The sequence below is a fragment of the Kitasatospora sp. NPDC056138 genome (assembly GCF_042264695.1).
In the GTDB taxonomy this organism is placed as follows: Bacteria; Actinomycetota; Actinomycetes; order Streptomycetales; family Streptomycetaceae; genus Kitasatospora.
This window is the reverse complement of the sequence record NZ_JBHJVK010000056.1, coordinates 34,211-54,713: the sequence shown is the minus strand read 5'-3', so window position 1 is coordinate 54,713 and position 20,503 is coordinate 34,211. Positions and strand designations below refer to the sequence as shown.

Annotated in this window: 17 protein-coding genes and 1 pseudogene; 11 read left to right on the top strand and 7 right to left on the bottom strand. The window is 72.7% G+C overall.

Annotated elements, in window-relative coordinates:
• Positions 1-284: SMI1/KNR4 family protein (locus ACFC1R_RS28465; RefSeq protein ID WP_375943358.1), on the top strand; the 284-nt coding region annotated here is incomplete at its 5' end.
• A 328-nt stretch (positions 285-612) separates the two neighbouring features.
• Here ACFC1R_RS28465 and ACFC1R_RS28460 read toward each other — a convergent pair.
• A complete protein-coding gene (locus ACFC1R_RS28460) occupies positions 613-1,416 on the bottom strand; it encodes an SDR family oxidoreductase (protein WP_375943356.1) in 804 nt (267 codons plus the stop codon).
• A 551-nt stretch (positions 1,417-1,967) separates the two neighbouring features.
• Here ACFC1R_RS28460 and ACFC1R_RS28455 point away from each other — a divergent pair.
• Positions 1,968-2,336, top strand: coding sequence for a DUF6193 family natural product biosynthesis protein (locus ACFC1R_RS28455; RefSeq protein WP_375943354.1), 369 nt, complete (start codon positions 1,968-1,970; stop codon positions 2,334-2,336).
• 266 nt (positions 2,337-2,602) lie between these two features.
• Here ACFC1R_RS28455 and ACFC1R_RS28450 read toward each other — a convergent pair whose 3' ends face one another.
• Both ACFC1R_RS28450 and ACFC1R_RS28445 read right to left on the bottom strand, forming a co-directional pair.
• On the bottom strand, positions 2,603-3,847 hold the full coding sequence (locus ACFC1R_RS28450) for an alpha/beta hydrolase family protein (RefSeq protein ID WP_375943352.1): 1,245 nt from the start codon (positions 3,845-3,847) through the stop codon (positions 2,603-2,605).
• A 364-nt stretch (positions 3,848-4,211) separates the two neighbouring features.
• The gene (locus tag ACFC1R_RS28445; protein ID WP_375943350.1) at positions 4,212-4,415 is read right to left on the bottom strand and encodes a hypothetical protein; all 204 of its coding nucleotides are present in this window, start codon (positions 4,413-4,415) and stop codon (positions 4,212-4,214) included.
• A gap of 265 nt (positions 4,416-4,680) precedes the next feature.
• Here ACFC1R_RS28445 and ACFC1R_RS28440 point away from each other — a divergent pair, with 265 nt between their 5' ends.
• Together ACFC1R_RS28440 and ACFC1R_RS28435 are read left to right on the top strand one after the other, a co-directional pair.
• Positions 4,681-5,406, top strand: a complete 726-nt coding sequence (locus ACFC1R_RS28440) for a dienelactone hydrolase family protein (protein WP_375943348.1) — start codon at positions 4,681-4,683, stop codon at positions 5,404-5,406.
• A gap of 258 nt (positions 5,407-5,664) precedes the next feature.
• Entirely contained in the window at positions 5,665-5,937 is a 273-nt protein-coding gene (locus ACFC1R_RS28435) for a hypothetical protein (RefSeq protein WP_375943346.1), read from the top strand.
• 29 nt (positions 5,938-5,966) lie between these two features.
• Here ACFC1R_RS28435 and ACFC1R_RS28430 read toward each other — a convergent pair whose 3' ends face one another.
• On the bottom strand, positions 5,967-6,584 hold the full coding sequence (locus tag ACFC1R_RS28430; RefSeq protein ID WP_375943344.1) for a TetR/AcrR family transcriptional regulator: 618 nt from the start codon (positions 6,582-6,584) through the stop codon (positions 5,967-5,969).
• Between the two features lie 152 nt (positions 6,585-6,736).
• Here ACFC1R_RS28430 and ACFC1R_RS28425 point away from each other — a divergent pair, with 152 nt between their 5' ends.
• Positions 6,737-7,639 carry an NADP-dependent oxidoreductase gene (locus ACFC1R_RS28425; RefSeq protein ID WP_375943343.1) on the top strand — a complete coding sequence of 301 codons (903 nt, stop codon included), beginning with the start codon at positions 6,737-6,739 and terminating at the stop codon, positions 7,637-7,639.
• A 160-nt stretch (positions 7,640-7,799) separates the two neighbouring features.
• Positions 7,800-8,594, top strand: coding sequence for an alpha/beta fold hydrolase (locus ACFC1R_RS28420; protein WP_375943341.1), 795 nt, complete (start codon positions 7,800-7,802; stop codon positions 8,592-8,594).
• Between the two features lie 384 nt (positions 8,595-8,978).
• On the opposite strand, the gene ACFC1R_RS28415 is transcribed toward ACFC1R_RS28420, so the two are convergent.
• Positions 8,979-9,464: a hypothetical protein gene (locus tag ACFC1R_RS28415; RefSeq protein ID WP_375943339.1), complete on the bottom strand. Its 486-nt coding sequence runs from the start codon at positions 9,462-9,464 to the stop codon at positions 8,979-8,981.
• 132 nt (positions 9,465-9,596) lie between these two features.
• Between ACFC1R_RS28415 and ACFC1R_RS28410 the strand changes: the two genes are divergently transcribed.
• From ACFC1R_RS28410 to ACFC1R_RS28390, 5 genes are all read left to right on the top strand, one after another.
• Positions 9,597-10,196 (top strand): DUF6193 family natural product biosynthesis protein, encoded by a 600-nt coding sequence (locus ACFC1R_RS28410; RefSeq protein WP_375943360.1) that lies wholly within the window; start codon positions 9,597-9,599, stop codon positions 10,194-10,196.
• 80 nt (positions 10,197-10,276) lie between these two features.
• Positions 10,277-12,340 (top strand): serine/threonine-protein kinase, encoded by a 2,064-nt coding sequence (locus ACFC1R_RS28405; RefSeq protein WP_375943337.1) that lies wholly within the window; start codon positions 10,277-10,279, stop codon positions 12,338-12,340.
• Positions 12,318-12,851, top strand: coding sequence for a hypothetical protein (locus ACFC1R_RS28400; protein ID WP_375943335.1), 534 nt, complete (start codon positions 12,318-12,320; stop codon positions 12,849-12,851). Before ACFC1R_RS28405 ends, ACFC1R_RS28400 begins: the two co-directional genes overlap by 23 nt.
• 54 nt (positions 12,852-12,905) lie before the next feature.
• On the top strand, positions 12,906-15,701 hold the full coding sequence (locus ACFC1R_RS28395) for a M48 family metalloprotease (RefSeq protein WP_375943334.1): 2,796 nt from the start codon (positions 12,906-12,908) through the stop codon (positions 15,699-15,701).
• Positions 15,702-16,122: 421 nt separating this feature from the next.
• On the top strand, positions 16,123-16,374 hold the full coding sequence (locus tag ACFC1R_RS28390) for a hypothetical protein (RefSeq protein WP_375943332.1): 252 nt from the start codon (positions 16,123-16,125) through the stop codon (positions 16,372-16,374).
• Positions 16,375-16,522: 148 nt separating this feature from the next.
• Here ACFC1R_RS28390 and ACFC1R_RS28385 read toward each other — a convergent pair.
• Together ACFC1R_RS28385 and ACFC1R_RS28380 are read right to left on the bottom strand one after the other, a co-directional pair.
• Positions 16,523-17,455, bottom strand: a pseudogene (locus ACFC1R_RS28385) (SDR family NAD(P)-dependent oxidoreductase); the annotation flags it as partial.
• 919 nt (positions 17,456-18,374) lie between these two features.
• Positions 18,375-20,375 (bottom strand): glycosyl hydrolase, encoded by a 2,001-nt coding sequence (locus ACFC1R_RS28380; protein WP_375943330.1) that lies wholly within the window; start codon positions 20,373-20,375, stop codon positions 18,375-18,377.
• Between the last annotated feature and the right edge of the window lie 128 nt (positions 20,376-20,503).

The window sequence follows — 20,503 nt, the reverse complement described above, 5'->3', positions numbered from 1 at the left end:
GCGTGATCCGCCGGGACATCTCCTGGTCCGCCGGGTGGATCCCCTTCATCGGGATCGGCAATGGTGACGTGATCTGCATCGATCTGGATCCGCCCGCTCCCGAGCGCCGTGGTCAGGTCATCGACTGGTCCCACGAGGGCTGGCGGGCCCGGTACGAGACCGCCGGTCTGCGGGAGTTCCTGGAGGACTTCGCCGCGGACCTGGAGGCCGACCGCTACCAGGTCGACGAGACGGGCGGCGCGTGGAGCGACAGTGGCCTGCCGTTGGTGATGCTGAAGGACTGAGGACGAGGCCCGCCCAGTGGGCAGGCACTCGGGTAACCCCGGGGCGCGGGGGGCTGCGCCATGCGGGAGGCGGCGGGCCGGTGCCGTCCGGGGGCGCGCAAGCGGGCCGGACGCCGAGCCGGCGACCACCACCCGGGGACGGCCGAAGCCGGGCACCGGCGCCCCCGGCCACGGCGAGCAGGACGACCGGGCGCAGCCGGGCGGAGCGGGCCGGGCCAGGGCCGAGGCCACGCCCCGGACGGCGGCCAGGGCGCAGCGGCAGGCAGTGGGCACGGGGCCGGCGGACCCGGCAGCGGACGCCGTCCGGCCGGCTGCTGCGGGGTGGGGTTCAGTGCTCCTGGGCCGTCGGGCGCACCATGATCTCGTTGATCGCGGCGTGCGGGGGCTGGGTGACCATGAAGACGATGGAGCGGGCGATGTCCTCCGCCCGGAGCCAGGACTCCTGCGCCATGCCGCGGGCCGCGGCGAGCCCGGGACCGGTGGCCATGTGCGTCGAGGTCAGCCCCGGCTCGATCACTCCCACCCGGACACCGCGCCGGGTCACCTCTTGGCGCAGAACCTCGCTGAACGCGCACACCGCGTGCTTCGTCGCCGAGTACACGCCGTTGCCGCGGCGCACCACACGGCCCGCAGCCGAGCTGACGTTGACCAGGTCGGCGACCCTACGCGGGCCGCCTGCCGCAGCACGCAGCAGGTGCGGCAACGCCGCCTGCGACAGGTGAAGGACAGCCGTCAGGTTGAGGTCGACCATCCGGTCGACCTCCTCGGCGTCAACCTCCTCGACAATCCCCATCGCAACGTAACCGGCGTTGTTCACCAGCACGTCCAGTCGCCCCAAGCGCTCGGTGGCCTCCTCGACGGTGTCCCGGGCCCGTACGGTGTCACGCAGATCGGCGCTGATGACGGTGCACGAGCCGCCATGGGTCCGGATCGTGGCTGCCAGCTCTTTCAGCCTTTCGGTGCTGCGGGCCACCAGCGCCACCGTCGCCCCCTCCCGGGCCAGTGCCAGGGCAGTGGCGGCCCCGATACCGCTGGACGCACCCGTCACCAGCGCAACACACCCCGACAGCGCCGCGCCGCTTTCGACCCCGGAGTTCCCCGCCCTTCCGGCGTCCGCACCCGTAAGACCCATGCTGCCAGCCTGCATCAGACGGCCTCGGACCGCCTCCCGCACAGCCGCACAGCCGCACGGGTCGACCGCGACACCAAATGACGGCCCGGCAGAATCGGGTGCGGCACGGGACAGTGTGGCAGGGCGGCCGGAACAGGCCCGGCCCGGACGGCGCCACCAGGGCGCAGCGGCAGGGCGCGAGCGCGGCCAGGCCGACGACCGGGGCGCAGCAGCGAGCACGAGGCCGGCGGACCGAACGGCGGCCAGTGCAACAACGGCAGGCGCAACACACCCACCAGGGCCTCACCAAGCCACATAACGCCTGGTCAGAACCGCAACACAAACCACGCAGGGCTCCCGGAGGCGGCCGGAGGCGGGTGGCTGCCAGCAGACCCAGGACGACGCCATGCACGCCTTGGACTACGAGCAGTATCGGCACAGCAAGGGCCAGGCCGGCCCAACGTTCGGCATCAACCCCAACACCGCCGGCCCCGTCCAAGGGGAAAGATTTCACCGTCGCCCTGGCCGGCACCCTCCAGCGCCGGATCACGGGCGGCACGCTGCGGATCGAGGTGAAGTGGCAGCGGCTGGTGCCGACCTGGCAACGGATGCGCAAGCGCCACGAGATTCGCACGCCGGGAACCTCGTACCCGGGCATCGTCCCATTGCTGGAGGCGGCCCACGCGGAGCCGAAGCTATGCCGGCTCTACCCCTTCACCAGCCACCGCACCTTGTGCCTCAGCAGCTGCACCACATTCCCGTACATCGTTCAGGTGCCGTCCGTCCACCCGCTGCGCGACGGGCGGTTCCGCGTCCGTCGACCCCGCAGTTCCGGCGTGATCGGCTACGCCGATACTCCCGAAGACGCCATCAGCCTGGTCACGGCCCACCTGCCCGCCGGGCCCGGGCCCGCAGCCACCCGCACCAACTACCTCGGCTGACGGCGCCGGGCCAGGCGCGTCTCCCCGTCCAAGGTCGTGCGGTCAAACCTCGATGTGACCGGTGAAACCCGCCGAGACAGGGCAGTCCGCGTCCTGTGACAAGTGATCTTGACTGTCTGCCGAACGATCTTGACCGCGGATCCCCTACGCGTCGTACAAGCCGTCCCGTGGCGCGCTGAATCCGGGACGGTTCGGGTGGAACTCTGCCCAGTCGTCCTGCTCCCTCAAGCGCCTGCGACGGACCGCGGCGCCGCGGCCCCGGGCGCTCACGGGAGGAAAGTCACCGCCGGGAAGGCCGGGGACGGCCCGTCGAGCAGGTGCCCCCGGCGGTGGCGCAGGTGCTCGTCGAAGAACGCGAGCGGGTACGCCTGCTGGATCTTCACCGCCTGGTCGGGATCGAGGGTGCCGATCGAGTCCTGGAGCTGCTGCGCACTCCATCCCAGCAGCTTCGCCACCTGCGGGAAGAGTGCCTCGTTGTCGCCGTACGAGTTGTGGACGGCGCCCTGGGCCTGGATGTTGAGCCGCCACCCGCGCAGGTGCGACCAGAACGCGGCTGCCTGGGGGTCGGTGGCCCGGGTGAACACGGCGGACATCATCATGAACGGCCGGTCCAGGTCGCCGGTCAGCGGCGGGTTCATCTGCATCGGGCCGTCGAGGCTCAGCCCGGCGCAGATGCGCTGGTCCGCGAGCGCGGCGCAGGCGGTGGCCGTCCCGCCCTTGGACCAGCCGAAGGCGCCCATGCGGTGGGGGTCGAGGGCGCCGAGCAGCCCGGCCGGCAGCTGCCGCCGGTCGACGTCCGGATTGCGCCCGGCGGCCAGTTGTTCGACGCAGTCGAGGACGAAGCGGAGGTCCGCGGCGTAGTCCCCCGGGTAGGTGGGGGCCTTCGGGTTGTCGCTCGGGACGGCGACCCGGCCGTCGGGGAACTCGGTGTACGTGTCGTACTGGTGAGCGATCGTCACAACCGCGTATCCGTGGCTGGCGAGCTCCTGGACCATGATCGTGTGGTCGCCCTGGTGGCTGCCCGCACCGTGCGAGTACACGACGACGGGCAGCCGCTGGTCCGACCGCCGCACCGGAGCGCCCACGTGGCCGGCGGTGAGCGGCGCCAGGGGGACCAGGGCGCTGAACCCCGCGTCGGCAAGGAACGCCTGAAGGGCTCCGGCCGGCATCCAGGGCGCCACCGGGTACCGCTCGACGTCCCGGGCGGGGTACCAGACGGTGGCCATCAGCTCGCGAAAGTGCCCGGGGCCCGCGATATCGTCCGGGCGCGACCGGTCGACGAGGTGCAGCTGGACCGTGCCCACCGGGTGCGGCCCGGTGGGCACGGGCAGCGTGAGCCGCGTCGGCGGGAGGCCGGACGAAGCATCCGGGGCCCCCGGGTCCGCCCATGCGGGGCCGGCGACGGCGGCGAGCGGCACGGCGGCCCCGACCGCGAGTGCGGCTCCCATCATGCGGCGGCGCGTCATGCCCTCCCGGCCGGTGAACGGCGTGGTGGTCACGGTCCCTCCCATGGTCACGGATCGTCAATCGTGCCGCGACGGTTGGTCCGTGGGCACAGGGGAACGCTGTCACGCGCTCCTCTCGTGCGGCATCAGCCCACCGGTTGACCACCCGCGCGGGCATCGGCCCACGGAATTACGTCCTGGGGCCGATGCGGTCGGCGGTGCCGTCCTCCCGGTGCCGGGTCCCGCAGGTGGTGGACCGCGTCGTCCCGGCCCCGGCCGTACCAGTCCGGGCCGGTCAGGGCGGCGGGGTCATGCGGGGGGCCTCCGGCAGGACGAGCGGGCCGGACCGGATCAGGGGCAGCCACCACGGGCAGGGGGCGGCGTCCGCCCTTGCTGTCCTTGGCCTCGGCGGCGCGCAGCCCGTCATAGGTCAGTTCCCGTTGGAGGTCGCGCTGGAGTTCGCCGGCGGCGGCGAGGTCTGCACCATGAACTTCACCGTGGACAGCAGCTCGCCGGTGCGCGGGTGGCGGGCGGTGAGGTCCGTGGCGGAGAACGCGCCGTCGTGGATGCGCAGGGCGAGACGGTCGCGGTGCAGGGCGTCGAGCACGTCGAGGATGTGCCGGGTGCCGCGCACCGGGCGGAACGTCTCGAAGGTGTGGACAGCGTCGCCCGGAGGATCGGACCCTATCTGTCGTCAAATCCTGTCAGCAATCACCATCGGATCCGATTGGATTCGGGCCGCCGCGAACTCCCGGATTGCACGGGTTCGTTGGATGCCCCGTCCGCCTGTCGTCAGACGATGGCGACCTCTGCTCCGGCGGCACGGCCGGGACAGCCCACCGTCCGCCAGCGGTGAACACCGGCCTGACCGGGCTCGACGGTCACTACAGTCCAGTCTCATGACGACGGTCACAACGCGTACGGTCGCATACCCGGCCGACGCCCTCACGATGGTCGGGCACCTCGCGCTCCCTGCCGGTGCCGACCGCCGGCCTGCAGTCCTGATCGGGCCCGAGGGGATGGGGCTCAGCGACGTCGAGCGCCGCCGGGCCGAGGCCCTGGCTGAGCTGGGATACGTGACGCTGGCCTTTGACCTCCACGGCGGGCGCTATCTGAGCAACCCCGAGGAGATGCTGGCCCGTTGCATGCCGCTGCTCGCCGACCCCGACCGGATGCGGGGCATCGGCCACGCGGCGCTCAACGTGTTGCGTGCCGAACCACGGGCCGACCTCGACCGGATTGCTGCTATCGGCTACGGCACCGGGGGCGCGATTGCGCTGGAACTCGGGCGCGACGGCGTCAACCTGAGCGCGATCGGCACAGTCAACGCACTGACCACGGGCCGACCGGGCGAGGCGGCACGCATTCGCTGCCCGGTGTGGGCCGGAGTCGGGTCGGAAGACCCGATCATGCCGCCCGCGCAACGGGAGGCGTTCACCGCCGAGATGCAGACCGCAGGCGTCGACTGGCGCCTCGCGGTCTACGGCGGAGCCCTGCATGCCTTCCACCACCCACCGGTCGACCACACCGTGCTCCCCGGCGTCGGCCACCACCCGCGGCACGCGCAGCGAGCCTGGCGCGACATCGTCGACCTGCTCGCCGAGTGCCTGCCCGTAACGGAGTGATCCGGTGGGCTCCTGACACTCACTCCTGCCCGTCGTCGTCTTCGTCCGGCTCCGGCGCGTCCGGGTCTCGCAGGGGTCGCAGAGCGCCGGCGGCCGGGGGGGAGGCAGTGAAGCCGTAGCGGGCCGAGCAGGTTCAGGTTGCGGTGCGTCCGGGACGTGTTCCTGGCCGCCCGGGGATGGTGGGCCCGCGTGATCCGCAGCGGGCATGCCGTCAGCCTCCTGTCGCCGAACGACGTCGGGCCCGGGAGCAGCCCGGTCGTGCGCAGCATCGCGGAGCACACGATGCTGCCGGTCCGGCTCGCCGGCTCCGGGGACGAGGCCGTCGCGGCGCTCGCCAAGGAACACGGGGCGCATCGCAAGGCGCTCCTGGGGAGCGTCCGGAAGGCGGAGGGCTGGCAGGCCGCCTCGGCCCGGACCCGCCGTCGGCCCGGCCGCCTCACTGTCCCGCTATCCGGCGCGGCCCGTCAGCGGATTCGCCGGCGCCGAACCGGCGCGCGGGCCGATGATGTGATCCAGTCGGCGGCCGGGTGACCGGGCCGGCGTCTGCTCTTTGGTCCGGGTCAGTTCCTGGCCGGGTCGCCGTCCGTCGGCAGTGCGCCTGAATGCTGCAGGGTGGTGAGCCACTGGGTGACGGCGGCCTCGATGAAGGTGTCGGTGACCTGGCCGCGGTCGAAGAAGAGCCGGGCGAGGACGGGCCCGTAGAGCAGGGTGTACTCGTCAGCGGTGACCTGGACGCCGGAGGGCTCGATGAGCTTGTTGAAGGCGGCGTGGCGGTCCTCGACGATGCGGACCAGTGCCTGGGCGCTGTCGGGGTCGTGGTCGGCCTGGGCGGTGACCGTGAGGACGGCGGGGCGGACGGCGGGGGCGCTGATGCCGTCGCGCAGGCTTGTCAGCCAGGCGGTGGCCACGGTGCGCACGTCGGTGCCGGGCCGGGGGTAGTTGCCGAGGTCGGGGCCTTCGAGGATGAGGTCGACGAGCAGCGCCGCGCGGTTGTACCAGTGCCGGTAGAGGGTTTGGCGGGTGACGCCGGCCTGCTCGGCCAGCAGGGCGTACGTCAGGCCTGCGGGGCCGACCTCGGGCAGCAGTTCCCTCGCGACGGCGAGGATCCGGGCGCGGGTGCGCTGGACGCGTGGATTGCTCGGGGTCGGCTTGCGGCGGTGGACGGACGTCGAGGACATGAGGCCATCCTACCCATAAATCACACACCACGTGTGACAAGTGGCACAGTCGCCGGGCTTCGAAAATCATACTTGCCGTGTGATACACAGGAAGAGCAATCACACGCGCTGAGTGATTCGGGGCGTGCTTCTCTTCCCACCGGGAGTTCCTGATGTCCACCGCGATCACCTTCTCCGAGTACGGCGCGTCCGAGGTGCTGCAGCCGACCGAGGCCGCCCTGCCGGAGCCGGGCCCGGGCCAGGTCCGGATCAAGGTCAAGGCCGCCTCGGTGAACCCGCTCGACATGAAGATCCGATCCGGGCTGATGGCCGGCGTCATCCCGGCCCGCTTTCCCGTGATCCCGGGCCTGGACGCGGCCGGTGTCGTCGATGCGGTCGGCGAGGGCGCCGGTCCGGCCGTGGGCGACGAGGTTCTCGGCGCCACCGTTGGTGGCAGCTACAGCGAGTACGCCCTTCTCGACCGGCCGGTGGCCAAGCCCGCAGCCCTGTCGTGGGAGGTCGCCGCCTCGCTGGTCACGGTCGGCCAGACCGCGTTCCGCGTCCTGGGCCAGCTGGGTGTGCAGGCGGGCCGGACCCTGCTCGTACACGGCGCCGCCGGCAGCGTGGGCACCGTCGCGGTGCAGCTGGCCGCCGCCCGCGGCATCACCGTCATCGGCACCGCCGCCGAGCGGGACCTGGAGCAGGTGGGGGGCCTGGGAGCCACCGCGGTCCGCTACGGCGACGGCTGGGCGGAGCGGGTGACGGCCGCCGCGCCGGGCGGGGTGGACTTCGTCTTCGACGCCTCCGGTGCCGGCGTGCTCGCCGACTCCGTCGCCCTGACCGGCGATGCGGCGAGGGTCATCACCATCGCCGACATGTCCGCCGCACAGCACGGCGTGCGCTTCAGCGCGGGCACCGCCGAGGACGGTCAATCCCTGCCGGAGCTGGTCCGGCTGGCCGCTGACGGCGAGCTCGCCGTGCCGATCTGGCGCACCTACCCCCTGGCCGAGGCCGCCCAGGCCCACATCGACCTGGAAGCCCGCCGCAACCGGGGCAAGGCCGTCCTCCTGCCCTGACCTCCCGATGTGTCACCGGCGCACGAGGCGGCTTCGGGACCGCGGCCGGCACCGCACCTCAGCCGGCCGCGCCTGCTGCCCGCCCCGGAGCAACTCCGCTCCTGGGCCCGGCACCGCACCACCTGACCAGCCGTCACACCTCGAAGAGAAGGAAACCGTCATGTCCGAGCGCCCCCTGCCCGAAGCCACCTACGCCCGCACCGTCCTTGGCTCCGGCCCCGGCCTCGTCCTCGCCCACGGCGCCGGCAGCAGCATCGCCGGCACCTACGGACCGATCCTGGACGGCCTCGCCGCCGGGCACACCGTCGTCGGCGTCGACTACCCCGGCAGCGGCGGCACCCCCCGCTCCACCACCCCCCTCGACATCGACGAGGTGGCCGACCAGCTCGTCGCCGCCGCCGTCGCCGAGGGCCTGGAGACCTTCGCCCTGCACGGCTACTCCCTCGGCGGTCCCGTCGCGATCCGCGCCACCGCCCGCCACCCCGAGCGCGTCACCGCCCTCGCCCTGACCGCCACCATGGCCCACCCCAACAACCAGCAGGCACTGACCGTCAGGGTGTGGAGCAAGCTCGCCGCCACCGGCGACCGCCGCCTGGTGAGCGAGTTCCTCTTCCCGCACGCCCTCAGCCCCCAGGCCATCGAGGCCATGTCCGCCGAGCAGTTGGAGGAGGCCGTCACCTACGCCGCCGCCGACATCGCCGACGGCACCCTCGAACACGCCGACCTCGCCGGCCGGATCGACGTCCGCGACGACCTCGCCGCGATCCGCGTGCCCACCCTGGTCATCTCGACCACCGCCGACCACCTGGCACCCCCGGCCCTGCACCACCACCTCGCCGACCACATCCCCGACGCCCGGCTCGTCGAGATCCCCACCGGCCACCTCCCCATGGTCGAACGCCCCGAGGAATGGCAGAACCTCATCACCGACTTCCTCGCCAAGCACAACGCCTGACCACACCCGCTCGTGGGGCCGGCACCGGCAACCACGGTCCCAGCCCCACGAACGGGGTTCCGCCACCGCCGACACGGCGGCCACGATCAACTCAGGGCGCGTGACGGGATCACCTCGGCCCCCAGGAGGCGGTGCGACACCCAAGATCATCTCTTGGCGCACACCGGGTGAACGGACCTCCGCACCGGCGAGCGCCTGCCGACGGTGGAGCGCTCGCCGTTCTCCGGCCCTGCCCCCGACCAGGCCGCGGCGCCGTCCCGTGACCCGCCCTCCGGTCGGCGCCCGGGACCCGGGGCCGCGCCCCGGCCGTCGGCCGGTCTCCGTCCGAGGCAATCGGCGCGCTGACCTTCACGACCTGGCCGAGGCGTCCGGGGCGTGTGCCTTTCAGCTGTTCCAGAGCCATCCCCTGTTGGCGTCCAAGAGCCACAGGTGGCCGTTGGACCTCAGGTAGAGGCCCGCGTTCTGGTGGCCCCAGGTCCCGGAGTTCCACAGCGCCGAGTTGGGGGACGCGTAAACGACCAGGTTGCCGTCGTCCTGGAACTTCGCGTAGGCACCGCCGTGCCCCCAGGTGCCGCTGCTCCAGACCGCGCCGTTCTCGCTGTAGAGGACGAGGTTGCCGTCATTCTGCATCACCAGTTCGTAGCCGACGACGCAGTAGGTGGTGCCGGGGTCGATCTGCGTACCGTGGCTGATGCCATAGTCGGTGATCATGGTGCTGCTGCCGTAGCCGCAGGCGTACGGCAAGGTGTTGTGCGGCGAGGCGGTCGCCGCATTGGCGGCCGCGTTGGCGGAACCGGCGGTCAGGGCAAGCGCGGCGGCCGCGCCCAGGACCAGGGTGGCGGTGCGGCGTTTCCAGGTGTGCATGCGCATGGTTGGTGTCCCTCCTTGAGTTTGCACAGGTATCGGCCCTGCGGCGGATCTCCCGTACTCGCCGCGTGGCCGTCTCGGCTTCACTGTTGATGACGATGCGTCAGTTCACGCCCTGGGGGAAGGGATTCGTTCCTGGACGAATCCCTTGCCGTCGACCAGTGGGCGGGCCGAGGATCAGGAGGTGCTGAGGATCCACTTCACCAACCGGGATCTGGCACCCACCCGGATCGCACCGGCCGCCGACATGTCCTTCGAACTGTCGTTGAGCCTCCACCTGCTGGCGACCCGCCGGCCGGAGAGCAGGCTCGGGCATTGCTGGAGGCGGCCCACGCGGAGCCGAAGCTACGCCAGCTCTACCCCTTCACCAGCCACCACACCTTGTGCCTCAGCAGCTGCCCCACAATCCCGTACATCGTTCAGGTGCCGTCCGTCGACCCGCTGCGCGACGGGCGGTTCCGCATCCGTCGACCCCGCAGTTCCAGCGTGATCGGCTACGCCGATACCCCCGAAGACGCCATCAGCCTGGTCACGGCCCACCCGCCCGCCGGGCCCGGCGCGTCTCCCCGTCCAAGGTCGTGCGGTCGAACCTCGATGAGACCGCTCGAAGTCCGGTGGGACGGAACGGTTGTCCTCCGACAGTCGATCTTGACCGTTTGCCAAGTGATCCTGACCGACAGCAGCCGGCCGTCAACTCCGACCATGTACAAAGGGGTTTGGGCAGCCCTAGGCTGAGCATCCGCGGATTGCTGCCGACTCGGGGGGCGGGCATGCCGGAGGGCTCGGAGCAGGACCGGTCGTTACCGGGTCAGTCGGTGCCGGAGCAGCAGGCGCCGGGCCGGCGGGTACCGGGGTGGACGGAGATACGACCGCTCGGCACCGGTCCGCGCCGGGTCGTGCTGGTCCGCTCGGACGCCTCCGGCGCGCTCGCCGTGGTCAAGTACTCCCTCGCGGCGCCCGCCGGGGGCACCACGCTGCGACACCCGAATCTCGTCCGGATCGACCAGGTGCTCCCCTCGCCGGACGGCGAGGGTGTCGCCGTGGTCATGGCGGCGGTGGAGGGCGCGAGCCTGCAGGCGTTACTGGCCGTCCGTCGTCTCCCGCCCGAGGCCGGGCTCGCGGTGCTGCGCGACTCACTGCTTGGTCTGGCCGCCGCCCACGAGCAGGGCGTGGTGCACGGGAGTTACCGACCGAGCGACGTCCTGGTGGACCTCACCGGGCACTGTCAGGTGCTCAACACCGGCCGCCCGGCTGCTGCGCCGACGGCGGACCTGGCGGAGACGGACGCGGCGTACCGCGCCCCTGAGTTGCGACGCGGCGAGCCTGCCTCGCCCGCCTCCGACGGGTACGCCGCCGCGCTGGTGTTCCTTGAGTGCCTGACCGGCGGTCAGCCCGCCACGGTGGGCCACTCCCCCGGCGCGGCGGCGCCCGAGGACCTGCCCGAGCCGCTGCGCCGGGTGGTGGCACGCGCCACGGCCGAGGCGCCGGAGGCCCGGTACCCCGATGTCCGGTCCTTCCTGGCGGAGTTGGAGGCGGCCGCCGCCGAGGTCTACGGCCCGCAGTGGCCGGAGCGGGGCGAGCGCCTCCTCGCCGACGCGGCCGAGGCGACGGCCGGCGCCCGGCCGCTGCTGGGCCCCGACGGGCCCGGGGCCGGGCCGTGGTGGCGGCGCCGGCGGGCCCGGCTGGCGGTGGCGGGCGCCGTCGTCCTGGCCGTCCTGGCCGTTGTCCTGGTGCTCCTGCTGGACGGGGGCAGCCCGAAGCAGGAGGTGCGCGAGCCCTTCACCCAGGCGCTGGCCGCGCTCTCCCGGACGCCCGGGGTGCGGTACCAGGACCACGACCAGTACACCGGCTACTACGACGTCACCGTGACCGCCACCGCCGAGCGGTACGGCTCCGTGGGCGAGACTGCGGACTTCTCGGACAAGGTGGACGAGGACCTGGTGACGGTCGCCGGGCACGACTACCTCAGCTACCGGAACGACACCGCGCTCAAGGGCTGGACCTACGACCCGGGCAACGACGAGAAGAACATGGCCTCGATGCTCAAGACCTACGTGACGCCCGCGAAGCTGGCCGCGACGCTGAGTTCGGCCCTCGACCAGCAGCCCCGCCTTCCGGTGGTCGGTGACAAGGCCGCCGCCGCCGTCACCGTGGACGGGCAGCCGGCCTGGCGGGCCGACACCGTCCAGGGGTACCTGTACGTCACGCAGAACGCCCCCTACCGGGTACTCCGTTGGGAACCGGCGAACCTGGTCACGGCGATGGCCGGGCTGAAGGCGATGGCGAAGAACCCGTCGAGCCAACAGCCGAGGTCGCTGGAGGCGCACACGCCGCTCACCAACTCGCTCGGCATCACCCTCACCCCGGTCACCGACGCCGCCGGGCTGTACGGCAAGGTCGTGCAGTACACCAAGGAGCTCACCACTGCCACGACCGGCAGCTCGGTCCAGATCCTCCAGCAGAACGACGGTGCGAGCAACGTCGCCTGCAGCCACACGGGTTGCCTGGTCAACGTCGCCTTCTCCGGCCCCGTCTACAACGCCTCCTCGGCGGCCTACGTGCTGGACAAGGTGTACATCGAGCTGACGGTGGGCTCCATCACCACCGGCGGCCGGGAGGTCGGCGGGTGCACCAGCGGCCTGCAGCCCTACCAGCTGACCGGGACGAGCCTGAGCGGGAAGCTCACCTGCAACAACCCCGCGGGCGGTCCGCTCTTCGACCAGGCCGCCGCCGAGAACCAGGCCAGGGCGAACGCGTCGGGCAGCTCCCAGTTCTGGGACTACGCGGACCGGCTCGACCTCGTCGTCCACCCCCTCAGCCCCACCGACGTCGACCAGTTGGTCGCCAAGGAGCAGCATGAACTCCAGTCCCTCGGATGAGCACCTGCCGGAGCCGTCGGCCGCGCACCTGCGGGACGCCATCGTCACCGCGGTGATCGCCCGACTCGCCCCGGCGGAGCTGCCGTTGGCCGAGTCGCTGCACGGGCTGGACCCCGCGACGGTGCTGGAACGCCTGAGCTCCCGGCCCACCCGGGGCGAGCCGCTGGGCTTCGGGCTGGAGGAACTCGGCGTCCTGCTGACTCCGGCCGTCTGGATCGTCGTGGACGAGTCCGTCCGGCGGGTCGTCGACACGGTGGTGGAGCGGGCGGGCCGGTCCGGGCTCGCCCGGCGCGGGTTCTTCCGCCGCCGCCGGACTCCGGTGCCCGTCGCCCTGCCCGCCCTCACCCCCGAGCAGTTGGCCTCGGTCGAGCAGTGCGTGCTGGAGGCGGCGCGGCAGGCCCGCCTGTCCCCCGAGCGGGGCGAGCGGATCGCCGACGGCGTGGTGCGGCGGCTCGCGCTCCTGCCGCAGGCCCTGGAAGAGCCCGAGCCGAGCGCCGAGGGCGAGGGGTGACCGGGCGGCGCAGCGGGGGAAGCGGATGACCGGGCGGCGTGCCGAGGGCCGCCGATGAGCGACCGGAGTGCCCGGCTCCTCCTCCCTTGGCCCGGGGCCGGGACGACCCGGCGTTTCGTCCTGCTGGCCGGGGTGTTCACGGCCGGTTCGCTGGCCATGCTCTCGGACTTGCTGCTGCTGGTGGTCGACCCGCACAACACCACCGGGGGCTGCGCGCTGGCGGCCGGCGCCGACCCGGACCACACCAGCCTGGCCAACTACCTGCCGCTGAGCGTTCCGGCCTACCGCCGGTGCATCGACACCCACCTGGGCCCGTGGAAGCTGTTGGGGCTGCCGCTGCTCGGCACCGTCGGCGTGCTGTCCCTCGCCGTCCTGGTCCACCTGCTCATCCCCCGCTGGAAGCAGCACCGCGCCCGGGCCGTCCCGCTCGACCAGCCCGAGCTGACCGAGTGGTTGACCGCACTGGCCACCCGCTGCGGGCTCCCGAGGACGCCCGCCTTCGTGGTGGACCGGGCGGCGCCGTTCAGCGCGAACGCCGTCGCCCTCGGACGGTTCGGACGGTACAGCCTCCGGCTGGACCTGGGCCTGGTGACGCTGTACCGGACGGACCGCCGGGCCTTCGAGGCGACGCTGCTCCACGAGTACGCCCACCTGCGCAACCGGGACGTCGACCTGACCTACCTGACCCTCGCGCTCTGGCGCGTGTTCCTGGTCTGCGTGGTCCTCCCCTTCGTGGTGGCCGTCGGGTGGAAGCTGCTGCCCGCCGTCCTCGCGCCGACCTTCCACTCTCCCCCGCCGGCGCCGCTGGCCCGGGATCTGGCCCTGGCGGCGGCCATGGTGCTGCTGATGCAGCTCACCACCGCCGAGCTGCTGCGGGCCCGCGAGATCCACGCCGATCTCGACGCCGTCGCCCACGGCGCCGACCCGGGCTACTGGACGCGGCAGCAGCGTCGCCGGACGGCCGAGCGCCGCCGGGGCCCGTTGGCGGCGGCGGGCCGGGCGGTGCGGGCGCTGCTGCGCACCCATCCGTCCTGGGAGGCCCGGGTCGCCGCGCTGGCCGATGCCGCCGCGCCGGTCGCGGTCCGGCCGCCCCAGCTGGTGCTGACCGGGGTGTCGGTCGCCGTCCTCGGCTACCTGCTCACCTTCACCCCCGGCCTGAACACCTACCTGCCGACCTGGCTGGGCGACCCCGGAGTCTGGCCGGCGGCGGTGCTGGCCGCCGTCGTGGCGGCCGGCGCCGTCCGGCGCAGCGTGGTCCACGCCCCGCCGGGGGCCGCCCGGCCGTCCGGGGTGCGCGCGGGGCTCTGGTTCGGGGCCGGGCACCTGCTGGGCGAGCTGGTCTGCAGCCAGTTCCTCGGGCTCGACTGGGCGCCCCGCTTCCCCGAGGCGCTCCTGCTGCTGCTACCGGTGCTGGTGCCCGCCGCCGTGCTCTGGTGGACGGCGGGCTGCGCGGCGCTCTCCGCCGGGCTGCGGCCCGGGCTGCGGCGGTCGGCGGCCGGGGTGGCCATCGTCTCCGTCGCCGCTGCGGCCTTCGCCTGGTGGTACGGCTGGTGGCAGGCGGCCGGGACCTCCTTCGCCGCCGGGATGCCGTACTCCTCCGCCACCGCGCTCTCGTTCCTGAACGCCGGTTTCGAGCCCTCGCAGCAGTTGGCGCCCTCGCCCACCTCGGACGTCATCGCCAACCTCACGCTGATCGTCGTCCTGCTGGCGCTGTTCCGGTGGACCGTCTGGCTGACCGTCGCGCTGTGGCTCGTCCCGCTGGTCATCCCGCTGCTCGGCGGGGTGCGCGCCCGGGCGGCCGGTGTCCTGCCCGGTCTGCTGTGCGGCGCGGCCGTCGGCGCCGGGGCCCTCGCCCTGACGCACCGGGCCCAGGTGTGGATCTGGCGGGACGAGCAGCCGTTCGTCCCGGCCCTGACGGTCTACACCGGCTGGATCTTCGTGCTGCTGCTCTGCGGTGCGGTCCTCGCGGCGGCGGCCGGGGCGCTGACGGGCCGGGGCAGCGGTGCGGCGGCGGCCGTCGGCGCGGGCACGGCGACGGCCGTCGGCCTGACCGTCCTGCTCGCCGTGAACGCGACCGACGGCTGTGTGCCCGCGCTGGAGACGGTGCGAGCCTCCTGCGGCTTCCCTGTCGGGAACGGCCGGCAGCTGCTCACCTTCTTCCTTCCCCAGTTCCTTGCCGTGGCGGGGATGGCGAGCATCGTGGCGGCGCTCCCGTTCGCCGCCGCTGCACGGATCCGCCGACGGGCCCCTGTCGCTCCCCGTTGCTCCGAGGCCGGGCCGAGCCCCAAGTACCGTGTGGTACGCCGTACTTGCGGTGCTGTCGGTTGCCTGGCCCTGCTCGGACTCGGTCTGGTCGGCTACACCACGTTTGGAGGCACCGGGCCCGGCCCGGCCGGGGCCGGGCCGGACCCGACCATCACCGCACTGCAGCGCAGACCCGTGAACAGCCTGACGGCAGGTCTGCAGGTCTGGGCCTGGGGCTACTTCGGGGGGCGCAGCATCATGCAACAGTACGAGCGCGCCCTCGCCGCCGCCGACCGCAGCGTCGGTCCGGACGGCAACGTGGACGCCGCGGCGCTGCGGAACGCCTGCACGGACCTGCTCGACGCGGCCGACCGGGCCGACGCCTACTTCCCCGTCCCGGTCGCCTCGGAGCAGGCCGCCTGGACGGCCGCCCTGGCCAACACCCGCACCCAGGCAAGACACTGCCTCGACGCCCCTCCCCCGGCCGGCCCGGCGGAGCTGGACCGGTTCTTCACCGCCCTCGACCCGCAGCCGGACCCGGTGGCCGCCATCATCGACCACTTGCTCAGCCTCTCCGGACCGACCCAGAAGCTCCTGCTGCCCTAGGCCGGCCAGGGCCGGTCGAGATCACTTGGCAGACGGTCGAGACCGCCTGTCAGAGGACAACCGTCCGGCGGTCGGCGAGGCCGTCCCACCGTCCCGGCCCGTGCGGCGCGAGCACCGCCGCCAGGCGAAACGGTCTGGGGCCGTCCCAGCGAAACGGGCGTACCCTGCAGCCTGAGACAGAGCCGGGACGGTGCTGGACAGCACTGTCCCAGGCCCGGGCGGCCGACGGCGGGCCCGGTCGGCGGCCAGGAGCAGCAGGCGCCCGCCACCGCCCCCAGTCACCGAGCAGGACGACCAGGCGCAGCGGTCCGGGCCAGGGCGAGGCGGGCCGGCCGGCCGGCCGGACGCAGGATGATGAATCGTCAGAGCCGCTCGTCCACCGGCCCGGTGTCCGGACCGCCCGGGCGGGAGAATAGGCCAGGTGACCAGCACCCAGCCGCGCGGCCTGAACTCCCTGATCCCCACCAACCGCACTCAGTCGACGCCCGGCGAGAAGGCCGCCGCACAGCTGCTGCACCTGCGCACCGCGACCGTGCCCGTCCCGGTCCTCGCCGCGGCCGCCGAGCTGATCGCCGCCCACCTCGACGACGCCGACGGGGCCACTCGCGAGGCCGCCACCACCGTCCACGCCCACCTGCTCACCGCCATCAAGGACGCCGCCCCCGGCCAGTAGCCAGCCAGCTGTCCTCTGACAGGTGATCTTGACCGTTTGCCAAACGCTCTTGACCGCGTGTCCGACCCCATCCGGTCGAGGCGTCCGCTTCACCGCGCCCAGTCGCCAGGCCTTCACTCTCACCGAGCCTTGTCGGTGCGGTGAACGTCGGGTCGTTGCCGGTCAAGTCGCAGCTGGCCGCCCATAGACGCGCCGCGGTCGTGGTGTCGGCGAGGTGGTTCCAGAGGGTTTCGGTCCTGGGCGTACCGCGCAGCCCGAACGCTCGGGGACTCAACATCTGGCCGCCGCGCATGCTCGGGTCGAGTACGGCCCGGACAGCGGGCCATGCGGCAGCGTCCTTGCCCTGGACGACAAGGCCGAGCGGTAGGTGGAGCAGCCGCTCGCCGGCGGTTCGGACATGGAATGGCGGGCGCGAAGGGGTGAGGGAGTCGAGCGCGCCACCGGGATGAACGAGCACGCTCAGCGTCGTGCTGCCGACAGCACGCAGGCGGCGGTCGAGTTCGAGAGCGAAGAGCATCTGCGCCAGCTTGGAGCGCGCATAGGCGCGTTTGGGCTGGTAGTCGTGGGTGCTCTGGAGATCGTCGAGGTCCAGGCGTTCGGACTTGGCGGCGAAGCTGCCGGTGGTGACGATCCGGCTCCCCGGGGTTGCCGTGAGCAGGGGGGCCAGGTGGTGGGTCAGCGCGAAGTGCCCCAGGTGGTTGGTTGCGAACATCAGCTCGTGGCCGTCCGTGGTCTCGCGGCGCGGTGGATGGTCGAGCGCCACGCCGGCGTTGTGGACGACCGCATCGAGGCGGTCCAGCCCGAGCGCGTCCACGGATGCCGTGAGCGAGGCGAGATCGGCCAGGTCCAGGGGCACATGCTTCACCCTGGCGCCGGGGACGCGCGAGCCGATGGAAGCGATCGCGTCTTCGGCCTTCGCTCTGTCGCGGCTACCGAGAACGACCGTGGCCCCGGTGCCGGCGAGCTGCTCGGCGACGAAATACCCGATGCCCGCGTTGCCGCCGGTGACCAGGAAGCTCTTTCCCTCGGCGTGAGGCAGTCGGTGAACGTCCCACTGCGGGGCCTGGGGTACGGAGGGCATGGCGGGCTCCCGGAGCTCGGAGTGGTCTGGAGGCGGGCGGGGCCGCACGTTCACAGCCGGTCACGCCCAGTTCCCACGGTCCCCGGAGCCACTCACATCCCACCGACAGGCTGCTGTCCCCACTGACAGCCGACCGACATCGCGCAGCCAGCGCGGCTGCGGCCGCGGTTTCCCTCACCAATCAAGACCAAGTGGCAGAAATCCACTGTCCGTCAAGATCGTTGGCAAAGGGTCAAGACCTCATGGCAGAGGTCATCCGGCAGCGAGTAGGGCCGTCCCACCGCCCCAGCCCGTACGGCGCGAGCACCGCTGCCAGGCGAAACAGCCTGGGACCGTCCCAGCGGAACGGACATACCCTGCAGCCTGAGACACAGGCAGGACGGTGCTGGGACAGCGCTGCCCCAGCACCGCCCCGGGGGCTCCGGAGCCCCCGGCAGCCGCGACATTGTCGGCCTCCACCGTCAGCCCGCTTCCGTCGGCGTCGGCACCGACCCCGGTGACCGTGCAGGGGATCTTCCTCGCGTGGGACTGCGCGAACAGGGCGTCCCGGGCGGCGTGCTCCTGGTGCTGCGTGTACCCGGCGGTGCATCGGCCCGCTGCCTCGCCGCGCGCGGCATCCCCACCCGCCGGGGCCGGGCCACCGCCGTGGTCCGACTCGCCCAAGACATGCCCCCAGCCGTCCTCGCCCCCGTCCTCGGGCTCCACATCGGCACCCTCGTGAAATGGCGCGCCCGCGCCGCCACCGACTGGACCGCCTGCCTCCAGGCTCGCGCCGCCAGCCGCGCGGCCGCCGACGGCAAGCCCCGGCGTTGTCCGTCTCCTCCGGCCCCGCGTCGACCCGGTACACGCCGTGCCGGCCAGCGGGTGACGGGCCACCGGCTTCTGCTTCGGGTCCGCACAGGAGCATCAGCTCAAGGACTCAGCGCATGGACACCGCGTCCAGGTAGACGGACGACTGGCCGTTCGCCCCGGCGGCCGGGACGAAGTCGACGCCGAGTTCGCAGACCTTGGTGAGGTCGGGGACGCGGGCCAGGTTGAAGTACAGCTGGGTGCCGTTGGCGTCGACCGGGTAGGTGCCGCTGTCGTACCAGTCGCAGTTGGCACCGGCCTTCACGTACAGCTTGGCCCTGGTGCCCGCGGCCTGGTTGCCCCAGGGGGCGGTGCGGGCGGTCGCGGTGAGGGTGAGGTTGCCGCTCAGGTCGACCGGGGTGGCGTAGTGGCGCAGCAGGAAGGCCTCGCCACTCTCCAGCTGGACGTCGGCCTTGAGGGAGTGGGTGCCCTGGGCGGCCCACTCGGTGACCGGCCAGGGGCCGTTCTTGATCTGCCAGCCGCCCCAGCCGTCCAGTCCGGTCTCGAAGTCGCCGAGCGTGCTCGCCGGGGTGGTGGCGGTCAGGTTGTCGACGTACACCGAGCTCTGGCCGGAGGCACCCGGTGCGGGGGCGAAGCGGACCCCGATCTCCTCGACGTCGGTGAGGTCGGCCACGCCCGCGAGCGACATGGTCAGCACGGCGCCGTCCGGGCCGACCACAGTGGAACCGCTGTCGTACCAGGTCTTGTCGGCGCCGGTCCGCAGGTAGAGCTTGGCGGTCGTGCCGGCGGCCCGGTTACCCCAAGGGGCGGTGCGGGCGTCGACGGAGAGCGTGCTGTAGGCGCTGAGGTCCTGCCGCGCGACCTTGTTGAGGTAGATCTCCGGCTGGGTCAGGTCGACATCGGCCTTGAGCGAGTAACTCTGCTGGGAGGCCCACTCGTTCACCGCCCAGGGCCCGTTCAAGGTGTGCCAGCCGCCCCAGCCGTCCAGCCCGTTCTCGAAGCCCTCAAGCGCCGTGCCCGGCGCCGGCGGGCGCGGCGGCCCGGCCGGGTCGGTCCTGGCGGCCGGGTTGATCCCGCCCAGGTTGACCGTCCACCGGTCGTTCATCAGCGCCGAGGCGCCGAGCTGCACCGTGGGGCTCCACTTGTCGTTCCAGGCCAGGAAGTACGTGGTGGCCGGGAACCGGGTGCGGATCGCGTCGGCCCAGCGGCCGTAGTCGTAACCGGCGGGCGCGGGCACGTGGGTGGTGGGGTCGTTCGGCGGGCCGATCTCGGCGAAGGCGAACGGCTTGTGCAGCGCGGTCAGTTCGCCGTACCCCTGTGCGGCGGCCGGGTCGGTCGGGTAGCAGTCGAGGCCGACCACGTCGGTGTACGCGTCGCCGGGGTAGTACGCGGCGCGATCGCCGGCGCCGCAGAGCGGGGAGTAGACCCAGAGCAGGTTGTGCAGGCCCTTGGTCTGGGTGAGGTAGCGGTAGGTGTACTGCCAGACGGAGATGTAGGTGGCCCGGTCCTGGCCGCTCCACCAGAAGGCGCCCGTGCCGGAGGTGTTCATCTCGTGGAACGGGCGGAACAGGACGGGGACACCGGCGCTGTTCAGGTCGGCCAGGCCGGTGGCGATCTGGTCGAGGGTCCGCTGCCAGGCGGCGCCGACGGTGGTGGTCGGGTCGGTGAGCTGCTGGAAGTTGTCCAGGTGGGTGTAGAGGCCTTGGATTCCCGGCTGAGCCGGGTTCGGCACGTGGGCGCTGACAGAGACCAGGCCGCCCTTGGCCGACCAGTTCTTCAGGTCGGCGTTGCAGGAGGAGTCGATGGTCGAGCTGCCGTTCGAGCCGTAGTCGCAGGCGATCAGCCCGGGGTACTGGCCGGTCCGGGTCTTCAGGTCCTCGGTCTGGGCGAGTGAGAAGGCGGAACCGCTGTAGCCGCCGAACAGGCCGGAGACCACCCGGTTGCCGGCCCGCCCCGGCAGGTGCGACAGCCAGTCGAGCACCCGGCCGGTGGCCTCGGTGGCCTGCGGATCGGACGGGGCGGCGGTGGCCGCCGAGGCGGCCGGGACCGCTACGACCAGGGGAGCCAGCACGAGCGCCGATATCAGTGCGGCGCGAGCTTTCTGAAACATGATCAGACCGTAACGTGCTCTGCTTTCGCGACGCCACGGCCGTGGCGCCGCGCCCGCAGCGGCGGCAGGCGCTCCGGCGGCGCAGGTGGTACGCGAGGATGGCGGCCCCGAGGGCGGCGTTCACCCGC